Below are 10,897 nucleotides of genomic sequence, written 5' to 3'. Positions count from 1 at the left end.
GACGGCGACGACGGTGATGAGCACGGCGGCGAGCACGAACTCGGGCAGCGCGGCGAGGGCGGCCGCGGCGTATCCGGTGCGCGGCCGACGCCGGCCCGCGGCTGCCCAGGCGGCGGGCACGGCCAGCAGTACGCCGACGATCGCCGCGACCGTTGCCGCGACGCCGGACAGCAGCGCCGAGACCCCGGCGGCGGACACGAGGGTGTCGGCCACGGGCGCGCCGTCCACCCAGGAACGGCCGAGGTCGCCGGTGACCACGCCGGACAGCCACTGCCAGGCGCCCTGCACCGGCCCGGCCGGGAGGTCGAGTTCGGAGCGGACGGCGGCCAGCGCGGCCGCGTCGGGTTCGCGTTCGCTGAGGCGGGCGCGCAGTACGGAGCGGGCCGGGTCGTCGCCGCGCAGCCAGGGCAGCGCGGCGACGGTCACCGCCAGCCCGCTGACGGTCACGGTGAGGGCGGCCCACCGGCGGGTGGTGGTGAGGGCCTTCATCGCAGCGTGGTGCCCGCGGTGACGAGGGTGCGCTCGTAGGGGTCCTCGGTGAGGCCGGTGGCGCCGCCGGCGGTGCCGATGCGGGCGCGTTCGTGACCGATCGGCACGGTGATCGCCCGGCCGGTCAGGTCGGATTCGATCCGCAGGGCGGCGTTCTGGCGTGCGCCGATGTCGGTGAGGGCGTCGGCGGTGTCCAGCCGCGTGTCGACGGCCGGGTCGCAGAAGCGGGCCAGGTTGTAGCTGCCGTCGCAGGAGAAATCGGAGCGCAGGTAGCTGATCGGGTCGGCGGAGTCCAGAAGGTATGAGCGGGTGCCGAGGACGGCGTCGAACCTTCCGGCGAGCAGGTCCGGTTCCAGGACGGTGTACTCACGGACCACGGTCTCCACCTCGAAGCCGCGGGCCTTCCACGCTGCGGCGATCGCGGTGGCGACCTCGGGCAGTTCCGGCCGGTCGGTGTAGGTGGCCAGGGTCACCTTGCGGCCGGCCGGGTCGGCGGCGGGCGCGGCGGTCACCGCCGGTACTCCGGCACGGCCGGCCGTGGCCCACGCCGAGGCGGGACCGAACAGGCCGGCGGGGGCGTCGGCGCGGTTCTCGTAGACGGTTCCGGTGATGGCGGCCGGGTCGATCGCGGCCTTCGCGGCGGCGCGCAGCCCGGCGTCGGCGAACGTCCTGCCCTCGGTGCCGACCAGGTGCAGGCCGATGGTGCGGGGCAGGGGGATCTCGATGATCCGCCGGTCGGTGATGTTGGGCAGCTGCGCGACCGGCAGGGCGGTGACCACGTCGACCTCGCCGGCACGCAGGGCACCGGCGCGGGCCGCGCCGTCGGGCAGGAAGCGCACGTCCAGGCCGGACAGTTGCGGGCGGCCGCCCCAGTAGGTGTCGAAGCGTTCCAGGGTCGCGGCTGAGGAGCCCTGCACCGAGGTGAACCGGAACGGGCCGGTACCGTGGCCGATCGGGTCGGGGCTGGTGGCGTTCGTGGCGTAGGCCTTCGGGGCGAGGATCACCAGTTGCGGGCTGGCCAGCCGGTTGATCAGTACGGGGTCCGGCTGTCCGGTGCGTACCTCGACGGTCCTGTCGTCGACGGCGGTGGCGGTGAGCTCGACGGCGGCGATCGCGCGGGGCACCGGCTTGGCGGCGGTCGCCTTCGTCAGTGCGTCGGCGGCGGCCTGGGCGGTCAGCGCGGTGCCGTCGTGGAAGGTGACGCCGTCGCGCAGCGTGAGCCGTACCGTCCGGTTGTCCGGCTGGGTCCAGCTCGCGGCGAGCGCGGGTTCGGCCTGGCCGTCGGGTGTGAGCCGCACCAGCGGTTCTGCGACGCCGAGCTGGGTGACCAGGGTGGCGTCGTCGGTGTACGGCGACAGCCTGCCGTCCGGGGCGAAGGCCATGCCGATCCGCAGGCGTGCCTGGTCGCCTCCGGCCGCGGGGGCGGCCTGCCCGGCGAAGCAGCCGGCAGTGGTGGCCAGGGTGGCCGCGGCGGTGGTGGCCAGCAGAATCCGTCGTTTCACGGGGTTACCTTTCGTGCCGACGGCGCGTGCTCACGTACGGCCGTCGCGGGGGTGATCAGCCAGAGCGCGGCAGCGCTCAGCAGGGGTACGGCGGCCAGAGCCGCCCAGGGCAGCGGCGACGACGCCGGCGCCAGGTCGATGAGGGCGCCGGTGCCGGTGCCGCCGGCGAGTACGGCGATGCCACCGGCGGCCGAGGCCACGCCGTAGTGGGCGCCGAGGCGGCGTTCACCGGCGAGCCGGGCGGTGACGTCGCCGACGACGGGGCTGACGAGCATCTGCCCGGCGGTGAGCAGCACGACCAGCGTCACGGCCGGCAGCACGGTGCTGGTGAGCGGGACGAGGACCGCGACGAGCGCGAAGGCGCCGGCGATCACCAGGAAACCGATCGTGAGAGCGTGGCGCGGGCCGAGGCTGTCGCGGGCGAACCGGGCGATCGGCATCTGAGCGCCGATGACCATGATCGAGGCGACGGCGAAGAGCCAGCCGAGCGCCCCGTCTTCGCCGACGCGGGCCAGTTCCAGCGGCAGGGCCAGGTAGAGCTGGTTGTAGGCGAACAGGTTGGCGCTGCCGGCGGCGGCGAAGGCCAGGAACCGGCGGTTGCCGAACACCTCCCGCAGCCCGTCCAGGACCGGTTCGCCGGCGTGCGCGCCGGGACCGGCGGGCAGCCACCGCCAGTGCATGGCCAGGATCGCCGCGAACACGACGGCGGCCGCCACACTCGTGGCCGGGAACCCGACGGTCAGCAGCAGCACGCCGAGCAGCGGCCCGGTGACCGCGCCGACCTCACCGGCGACGGCGAACATCGCGAACAACTCGGTACGCGGCAGCCGCCCGGACTTCTCCAGCCGGGTGCCCTCGCGGGCCAGCGCGGATTCCACGGCGGGGGAGAACAGCGCGGCGGCGACACCGGTGAGCACGGCTCCGGCCAGGACACCGGGCAGGCTGTGGGCGAAAGCGAGCACCAGGAACCCGGCGACGCGGACGGCGCAGCCGGCCAGCACCACCGGGCGGATGCCGAACCGGTCGGCGAGCGTTCCGCCGAGCAGGAACAGACCCTGCTGGCTGAAGGTACGCAAGCCGAGCACGAGACCGACGGTGGCGGCGGCCAGCCCGAGGTCGTCGGCGAGGTGGCCGGCCAGGAACGGCAGCACCAGGTAGAAGCCGATGTTGAAGGCGAGCTGGGTGAGCACGAGCAGACGGGGTACGGCGGGCAGGTGCACGATCTCGGCGAGTACCAGCCATCGGCGCAGGCTGTGCGTCACGCCGCCGCCGACGGCAGCCGGGGTACGGCCGCGAGCAGGTCGCGGGTGGCCTCGGTACGGGGCCGGGTCAGGACGTCGCCGACGGTGCCGGACTCGGCGATCCGGCCCTGGTGCAGGACCGCGACGCGGGTGCAGGCCCGTCGTACCGCGGCGACGTCGTGCGAGACCATGACCAGCGCTGTTCCGTTGCGTTCGGACACGTCGCGCAGCAGATCCAGCACGCGGACGCGGACGGTGGCGTCGAGGGCGCTGACCGGCTCGTCGGCGACCAGGATCTCCGGTCGCGGGGCCAGCGCCCGGGCGACGGCGACCCGCTGCCGCTGCCCGCCGGACAGCGCCGACGGCAGGCGTCCGGCCAGCGCCGGGTCGAGGTCGACGGCGGTCAGCAGTTCGCTGACCCGGGCCGCGTGGTGACCGGGCACGCGCAGGCAGATCAGCGGTTCGGTGATGATCTCGGCGACCGTCATCCGCGGGCTCAGGGAGCCGAAGGGATCCTGCGGCACGAGTTGCACCGCCCGCCGGAACCAGGCCATCGTGCCGGGACGGCCGGGCCGTACCGGACGGTCACGCAGGCGGATCTCGCCGCGGTCCGGCGCCTCGACGGCGAGCAGTAGCCGCAGCAGGGTGGACTTGCCGGCGCCGGAGGCGCCGACGACGCCGAGGCGGTCACCGGCGTTCACGGTCAGGTCCACGCCGTCGAGAACGGTTCGGGAGCGGTACGACTTGGCGGCGCCGGTCACCGTGAGCAGGCCGGTCATGCCGCCAGGATCCGGGCGGAGGCGACGAGGGCCTGGGTGTACGGGTGCTGGGGCGTGGCGACGATGCCGGCGGTGTCGCCGGTCTCCACCACGCGTCCGTCGTGCATCACGACGAGCCGGTCGCAGATCTGACCTGCCACGGCCAGGTCGTGGCTGATCAGCAGCAGGGCGGCCGGTGCGCCGTCGGCAGTCATGGGCAGGGCGCGCAGCACGTCGAGGATGCCGGCCTGGGTGGGCGGGTCCAGGGCGCTGGTCGGTTCGTCAGCGATGAGCAGCGCGGGCCGGCTCGCGATCGCCATCGCGATGGCGACCCGCTGGCGTTGCCCGCCGGACAGCTGTGCCGGGTACGTGCGGGCGGCGTCGGCGGGCAGCCCGACCTGGTCGAGCAGCTCGGTGACGGCGTGCGCGGACGCGGTGCGCGACAGGCCGCGATGACGGCGCAGCGGGATGCGCAGGTGACGCCCGACCGTGGCGAGGGGGTTGAGGGCGGCCAGGGCATCCTGGCCGACGAAGCCGATACGCGCTCCGCGGATCCGGCGCAGGTGCCGTTCCGGTGCGACGCACAGGTCGGTGCCGTCGAACTCGATGCGGCCTTGCCGGGAAGCGGCGGCGGGCAACAGGCCCAGCACGGCGAGGGCGGTGAGGGTCTTGCCCGACCCGGAGCCGCCGATGACGCCGACGGTCTCGCCGGGCATCACCGTGAGGTCCACATCGTCGACGACCGCCCGGTCGCCGATCCGCACGCTGAGGCGCGACACATTCAACACACGAAGATGATAACCATTTTCATTTTCGAGAAGCCGACCGGCTCCCTCGTTGTCGCCAACGCTGTGCGACTGCGCCGGAATCGAGCTGCCCGTCAGTCGCTGACCGACGTCTTCGCGGCGCCCGCCCGCGCCTCGGCCTCGGCGCAGGGTGAGACCTCGGTGGCGTGCCTGGCCGAGCTGGTCGGCGCGGCCCCCACCGCGGTCGGCCAGCACCTGGCCAAACTGCGCCTGGCCGGCCTGGTGCGCGGCCGCCGCGAGGGAACCTTCATCCACTACTCGGCCGCCGACCCGCACGTGCGCGCGCTGCTGAGCGAAGCGCTCTTCCCCGCCGGCGCGGCCGATCAGGCGTCCGCGGCCACCGACGGATAGACCCGCCGGAACGTGTCCGGCAGCCGTTCGGGTGTGGTTGCGATGCTCACCGGTGGGTGATTCCTCCCGGCACCCGAGTCCGAATCTCCCGAATCCAGCGGACAGTTCTAAGCGCTGCGGGAAAGTCGTGCGGCGAGAGCATCGAGATGGTCGTCGGTGTCAACCCAGTCGGTTTCGCCGATCTGACCCCGGGCGATGCTCAACGGCTCGGTAATGCCCGGCGTACGACTCGTGCCCGTCGACTGTACCGGCGGACCGGGACTCCGGCGGCCGGGGACGTTGCCGCAGCAGGCGAACCGTCAACGGGAGACTCCATGGTCAGGAGGCCGGGAACAGATCGCCGAGCAGCACCTCGATGCGGGCCTTGATCTCGTCGCGGATCGGTCGGACGGCGTCGACGCCCTTGCCGGCCGGGTCTTCGAGTTTCCAGTCCTCGTAGCGTTTGCCGGGGAAGACGGGGCAGGCGTCGCCGCAGCCCATCGTGATGATGGCGTCGGATTCCTTGGCGGCGTCCCAGGTGAGCTTGGTGGGGGTCTGGTCGGTGATGTCGATGCCGACCTCCTTCATCGCCTCGACCGCCGCTGGGTTGATCTGGTCGGCCGGTTCGGAGCCGGCCGAGCGGACCTCGACCTTGTCACCGGCCAGGTGGCGCAGCCAGCCGGCGGCCATCTGGGAACGGCCCGCGTTGTGGACGCAGACGAACAGGACGGTGGGCTTGGTGTCACTCATGAGCTTCTTTCTTCCTCAGGGGTGGGTGGCGAATAGGCTGATCAGGTCTTGGACCCGGGCGTCGATCTCGTCGCGGCCTGGTCGGCGTCGTCGTGCGGGACCACGACGGTGCCTGCGGTGTCACCGGCGTGTGGGTACAGCGCGGCCAGCAGGCCGACGCCGACGACCAGGCCGACGATCTGGGCGACGACGAAGCCGGGCACCGAGGCCGGGGCGATCCCGGCGAAGGTGTCGGTGAAGGCACGGCCGATGGTCACCGACGGGTTGGCGAAGCTGGTCGACGAGGTGAACCAGTAGGCGGCGCCGATGTAGGCACCGACCGCGGCCGGGGCGACCGAGGCGCGGCCGGACCGGCCGAGCGCGAAGATCAGCAGCAGCAGGCCGACGACGGCGACGATCTCACCGAGCCACAGGTTGCCGGCGGCGCGGTCCTTCGTCGACATCGTCACCGGGGCCAGGTCGAACATCAGGTTCGCCAGGATCGATCCGGCGATGGCTCCGAGGGTCTGCGCTACGGCGTACCCCCCGAGGTCTTTGATGGTGAGACCGGTGCCCGAACGGCGGCCGAGGAACCAGTCGGCGGCCGAGACCACCGGGTTGAAGTGGGCGCCGGACACCGGGCCGAAGGTCAGGATCAGGGCGCCGAGGGCGAACGCGGTGGCGACCGAGTTCTCCAGAAGCTGGAGGCCGACGTCGCCGGGGGAGAGTGTGGTGGCCATGATGCCGGAGCCGACGACTGCGGTGACCAGGAGCATCGTGCCGAGGAACTCGGCGAGGAGCCGCCGCCAAAGGGTGATCAAGAGGGTGACTCCGGTTCAGTCGGTGATGGTCAGTTGATCGAGCAGCTGTCGCAGGTCAGCCATGATCGGCTCCGGTGTCGAGAGCGGGCGCGATGCGGTCGATGCGGTCGGCGAGGTCGGTGTACGCGGCCTCGAACGCCTCGTCGGTGTCGACGCGGGCGGGGTCGGGCACGGACCAGTGCAGGCGCGGCTGGATCGGGCCGGTGAGGTCTTCGTGAGCGTTGTCGCAGACGGCGATGATCAGGTCGCCGTTGTGGACCACGTCGTCGACGTGATGGGTGCCGGTGGGGTCGAGGGCCAGACCGTGTTCGTGAGCCACGCGCACCGCACGGGGATGCACCCGCTGGGCCGGGGCGGTGCCGGCCGAGGCGACCTCGCCGCCGATCCTGTCGCGCCACAGCGCGGCGGCCAGCTGGGAACGAGCGGAGTTGTGGGTGCACACGAACACGACCCGGTCAGCGGTGTCCAGCCGGGGTGCGGTGAGCGACGACAGCACACCCGGCACGAGGCGCAGGTAGGTGCGCCGGCGGTCGCCCTCGGACCGGGTCCGCACGAGCAGGCCCGCCTCCTGGAGGACCTTGACGTGGTGGGCGATCAGGTTGGTGGGCATGGCGAGATCGATGGCGATCTCCCCCGGGGAGGCGTCACCGAGAGTGAGCGCGTCGACGATGGCGAGGCGGGCGGGGTCACCGAGTGCGGCGTGCACCCGGGCCCGCGCCGTCAGCGACGAAGTTTCAGCGTTCATTGACTCAATCATGACTGAGCTTTATCGCCGTTTGCAAGCGGTGGTCTCGCCGGGGCCGCGCGGGCGGGACCTGCGCGTGCGGCCCGTGACCATCAGGTCCGTCACCGGCCGCATAGGGTGCCGGGCGTGACCGTACTGCGCTCCCTGCTCTTGTTCGTCCTCGCTGCCGTCGCTGAGATCGGCGGGGCCTGGCTGATCTGGCAGGGCTGGCGCGAGCATCGCGGCCTGTGGTGGATCGCCGGGGGAGTGATCTCCCTCGGGGTGTACGGGTTCGTCGCCGCGTTCCAGCCGGACGCGAACTTCGGCCGGATCCTGGCCGCCTACGGCGGCGTCTTCGTCGCCGGGTCGTTGATCTGGGGCATGGTCGTCGACGGGTTCCGCCCCGACCGGTGGGACCTGATCGGCGCCGGTGTCTGCCTGCTCGGCGTCGTGATCATCATGTACGCGCCGCGGGCGGCCGTCGGCTCGTGACGGCCGGTTGACGGGCCGGCACGTTCACCCCGATGTGGGTGCCCAAGGACGCAGCGGGTCCTCGGTGTTGCCGCCGAACAGTCCGAGATATAACAGCCGCACCGGCCGCAGACGGTAGCGGCGCCACCCGGCCGTGATCTCTGCGGTAGACCCGTCGGATCCGGCACGCGGAGGCCGAACCGAGGCGAAACTCATGTCCGGCCGGGACATTCGGTCGAGTGTTTCCAGTAGAGAACGAAGCCCGACAGCGGGCGAAGCGAGGTGTCCGAAACGAGGAGGTAGCGATGAAGGCAGTGGTCTATGAGGGTCCGCGGCGGGTCAGCGTCAAGGATGTGCCTGATGCGCGGATCGAGCGGCCGACCGATGTGCTGGTGCGGATCACGTCGGCGAACATCTGCGGGTCCGATCTGCACATGTATGAGGGCCGCACCGATTTCGAGCCCGGCCGGTGGTTCGGGCACGAGAATCTGGGCCAGGTCGTCGAGGTCGGTGACGGGGTCGACAAGGTCGCGGCGGGCGACTGGGTCGTGCTGCCGTTCAACATCTCGTGCGGGCACTGCAAGAACTGCGAGCGTCAGCTGACGAATTATTGTCTGACCGCGCAGCCTGAGCCGAAGATGGCCGGTGCCGCGTACGGTTTCGCCGACATGGGCCCGTACGGCGGCGGACAGGCCGAGTTGCTGCGCGTGCCGTGGGGTGACTTCAACTGCCTGCGGCTGGGTGAGGACGCCGAGCAGCGGCAGACCGACTATGTGATGCTCGCTGACATCTTCCCGACCGGCTACCACGCCACCGAGATGGCCGGGGTGCGGCCCGGAGATCAGACGGTCATCTACGGCGCGGGCCCGGTCGGTCTGATGGCCGCCCTGTCGGCGACCATCCGGGGAGCGAGCAAGGTGATGGTCGTCGACCGGCACCCCGACCGGCTGCGCCTGGCAGAGGCGATCGGCGCGATCACCATCGACGACTCGAAGGTCGACCCGGTGGAGGCCGTTCTCGAGCAGACGATGGGACTCGGGGCCGACAACGGCTGTGAGTGCGTCGGTTATCAGGCGCACGAGCCCGACGGCCGGGAGCAGGCCAACCTGACGATGAACCGGCTGGTCGCCTCGGTACGGTTCACCGGCAGGATCGGCAACGTGGGCGTCTTCGTACCCGAGGACCCCGGAGCGAGTGACGAGCTGGCCAAGCAGGGCAAGCTCGCCTTCGACTACGGCATGTTCTGGTTCAAGGGCCAGCAGCTCGGCACCGGCCAGGCTCCGGTCAAGAAGTACAACCGGCAGCTGCGCGACCTGATCGCCGGCGGCAAGGCAGAGCCGTCGTTCATTGTCAGCCACGAGCTGCCCCTCGACCGGGCGCCGGAGGCCTACGAGCACTTCGACAAGCGTGACGACGGCTGGACGAAGGTCGTCCTGCACCCGGCGACGGCTGGGGCGGGTGCCTGACATGGCCACAGAGCTGAACGGACGCCGGATCGCCATCCTCGCCGCCGACGGGGTGGAGCGAGTCGAACTGGAACAGCCGCGACAGGTCCTCGACGACGCCGGCGCACGTACCGTCGTGGTCTCCATCAACAGCGGCGAGATCCAGGCCCGCGATCACGACTTGGAAGACGCCGGGACCTTCGGGGTCGACCGGCTGGTCGGCGAGGTGACGGTCGACGACTTCGAGGCGTTGCTGCTGCCGGGCGGGACGGTGAACCCGGACAAGTTGCGGATGGAGCCCGCCGCGGTGCGGTTCGTCCGGGACTTCGTCCGGTCGGGCAAGCCGGTCGCCTCGATCTGTCACGGCCCGTGGAACTTCGTCGAGGCCGACGTGGCACGCGGGCGACGGCTGACCTCGTGGCCGAGTGTGCGCACCGACCTGCGCAACGCCGGGGCCGAGGTGGTCGACGAGCCGGTCGTCACCGACGGCAACATCACCACGAGCCGGTCACCCGACGACCTGCCGGCCTTCTGCGACCGCATCGTGCGGGAGTTCGCCCGGAGCCCGCAGCCCACCGCAGCCGCGGCCCGGGCATGATTCCGGGCCGTCGGATCATCGGTTGCCACCGGCCCGGTCGGACGGGTCGGGATGGTGTCCGTAGGCGGCGGCCCGGACTGTCTCCTCGTCCTCCAGACCGGAGCCGATCGCTCCGCCGACGGTGGCCAGGGAGCTGATGATCCAGGCGAGTGTCAGATAGTCAGTGGCGTGGGCCGGCCGTTGCAGGGACTGTTCCAGTACGGAGGTGTCGATCAACAGCGCTGCGGCGAGGAGCGTGCCGAGGAACAGCACGACATAGGACACCGCCGTGGCCAGGGCGAGGGTGAGGATCGTGCCGAGGTTGAACATCCGGGCCAGCTCGGCCGGCGTGTCACGGTCGGGCTTCTCCCACAGATCGTGGGCGAGGATCAGCCAGGCCACCAACCCGGTGAGCCCCAGCAGCATCACCACGACGAGGCGCACGACGCCGAGCGCGTCGCCCATCTGCCAGATGGTGTTGGTGGTGAGCGCGACCGCGGCCGTGCCGAACGCGCCCACCAACAGTTTGGACAGGCCCAGCAGCGCGCGTCCCGGCCGGTTCGCCCGGACCATCCCGGTCAGCAATCGCCCTCGCCCGGTCCACCGTGAGCCGACGTAGCGCACTTCGCCGGCATCGTCGTTGTCGATCTTGCGTTTGACGGCAGCGACCGGGCGTGCAGGGCCGGGTTTGTCGGCGAGCAGCGCGCCAACGAAGTCCGGGACAACCACGCGGATGGTCCGCAGCTGGCTCAGGCCCAGTGCGGGCAGGGACACCGTCGCCGCTCGGCGCCGGGTGGAGATCTGCGCGATCAGTGGCGTCCGGTCGGTCTGCAACGGCAGGTCGGTCAGGCAGATCGCGACGTCCCACCGCTCGTCGGTGCGTCGTCGGGCCAGGTCGTCGAGCAGCGCGTCCGCGCCGCCGTCACGGCGCGGCGCCACCTCACCCCAGCCTTGCCGGACCGTCCATCGCACGCCGGCATCGACCTGCTCGGGGAGCAGGCCCG

At 71.7% G+C, this 10,897-nt stretch carries 12 protein-coding genes and 1 pseudogene; 4 read left to right on the top strand and 9 right to left on the bottom strand.

Going from position 1 to position 10,897, the window contains the following annotated elements:
• From ACFO0C_RS01545 to ACFO0C_RS01525, 5 genes and pseudogenes are all read right to left on the bottom strand, one after another.
• Positions 1–489 (bottom strand): annotated as a pseudogene (locus ACFO0C_RS01545) (ABC transporter permease subunit); the annotation flags it as partial.
• A complete protein-coding gene (locus tag ACFO0C_RS01540; RefSeq protein ID WP_378064628.1) occupies positions 486–1,991 on the bottom strand; it encodes an ABC transporter substrate-binding protein in 1,506 nt (501 codons plus the stop codon). The pseudogene ACFO0C_RS01545 and the gene ACFO0C_RS01540, both read right to left, overlap by 4 nt.
• Entirely contained in the window at positions 1,988–3,253 is a 1,266-nt protein-coding gene (locus ACFO0C_RS01535; protein WP_378064627.1) for an MFS transporter, read from the bottom strand. Before ACFO0C_RS01535 ends, ACFO0C_RS01540 begins: the two co-directional genes overlap by 4 nt.
• Complete coding sequence (locus ACFO0C_RS01530; protein ID WP_378064626.1) at positions 3,250–4,011, bottom strand: ABC transporter ATP-binding protein; 762 nt, start codon at positions 4,009–4,011, stop codon at positions 3,250–3,252. The genes ACFO0C_RS01535 and ACFO0C_RS01530 overlap by 4 nt, the downstream gene beginning before the upstream one ends.
• Positions 4,008–4,778 carry an ATP-binding cassette domain-containing protein gene (locus tag ACFO0C_RS01525; protein ID WP_378064624.1) on the bottom strand — a complete coding sequence of 257 codons (771 nt, stop codon included), beginning with the start codon at positions 4,776–4,778 and terminating at the stop codon, positions 4,008–4,010. Before ACFO0C_RS01525 ends, ACFO0C_RS01530 begins: the two co-directional genes overlap by 4 nt.
• 6 nt (positions 4,779–4,784) lie before the next feature.
• On the opposite strand from ACFO0C_RS01525, the gene ACFO0C_RS01520 reads away from it, so the two are divergent.
• Positions 4,785–5,147, top strand: a complete 363-nt coding sequence (locus ACFO0C_RS01520) for an ArsR/SmtB family transcription factor (RefSeq protein ID WP_378064623.1) — start codon at positions 4,785–4,787, stop codon at positions 5,145–5,147.
• 318 nt (positions 5,148–5,465) lie between these two features.
• Here the strand turns inward: ACFO0C_RS01520 and ACFO0C_RS01515 are convergent, their stop codons facing one another.
• Genes ACFO0C_RS01515 through ACFO0C_RS01505 form a run of 3 tightly spaced genes read right to left on the bottom strand, consistent with a single transcriptional unit; the run spans position 5,466 to position 7,421 of the window.
• On the bottom strand, positions 5,466–5,876 hold the full coding sequence (locus ACFO0C_RS01515; protein WP_378064622.1) for an arsenate reductase ArsC: 411 nt from the start codon (positions 5,874–5,876) through the stop codon (positions 5,466–5,468).
• A gap of 41 nt (positions 5,877–5,917) precedes the next feature.
• The gene (locus tag ACFO0C_RS01510; protein WP_378064621.1) at positions 5,918–6,676 is read right to left on the bottom strand and encodes an aquaporin; all 759 of its coding nucleotides are present in this window, start codon (positions 6,674–6,676) and stop codon (positions 5,918–5,920) included.
• 55 nt (positions 6,677–6,731) lie between these two features.
• A complete protein-coding gene (locus ACFO0C_RS01505) occupies positions 6,732–7,421 on the bottom strand; it encodes an arsenate reductase/protein-tyrosine-phosphatase family protein (RefSeq protein WP_378064620.1) in 690 nt (229 codons plus the stop codon).
• 126 nt (positions 7,422–7,547) lie between these two features.
• Between ACFO0C_RS01505 and ACFO0C_RS01500 the strand changes: the two genes are divergently transcribed.
• The 3 genes from ACFO0C_RS01500 to ACFO0C_RS01490 all read left to right on the top strand — a co-directional run bounded on the left by ACFO0C_RS01500 (position 7,548) and on the right by ACFO0C_RS01490 (position 9,914).
• Positions 7,548–7,892, top strand: a complete 345-nt coding sequence (locus tag ACFO0C_RS01500; protein WP_378064619.1) for a YnfA family protein — start codon at positions 7,548–7,550, stop codon at positions 7,890–7,892.
• A 284-nt stretch (positions 7,893–8,176) separates the two neighbouring features.
• Entirely contained in the window at positions 8,177–9,337 is a 1,161-nt protein-coding gene (locus ACFO0C_RS01495; protein WP_378064618.1) for a glutathione-independent formaldehyde dehydrogenase, read from the top strand.
• 1 nt (position 9,338) lies between these two features.
• Positions 9,339–9,914 (top strand): type 1 glutamine amidotransferase domain-containing protein, encoded by a 576-nt coding sequence (locus ACFO0C_RS01490; RefSeq protein ID WP_378064617.1) that lies wholly within the window; start codon positions 9,339–9,341, stop codon positions 9,912–9,914.
• Between the two features lie 15 nt (positions 9,915–9,929).
• Here ACFO0C_RS01490 and ACFO0C_RS01485 read toward each other — a convergent pair.
• On the bottom strand, positions 9,930–10,897 hold a 968-nt coding region (locus tag ACFO0C_RS01485; RefSeq protein WP_378064616.1), incomplete at its 5' end, for a hypothetical protein.

It is taken from the genome of Actinoplanes subglobosus, from assembly GCF_042650585.1.
Classification (GTDB): domain Bacteria; phylum Actinomycetota; class Actinomycetes; order Mycobacteriales; family Micromonosporaceae; genus Actinoplanes; species Actinoplanes subglobosus.
The sequence above is the reverse complement of the archived record's forward strand: the minus strand, read 5'-3'. Positions and strand labels throughout refer to the sequence as shown.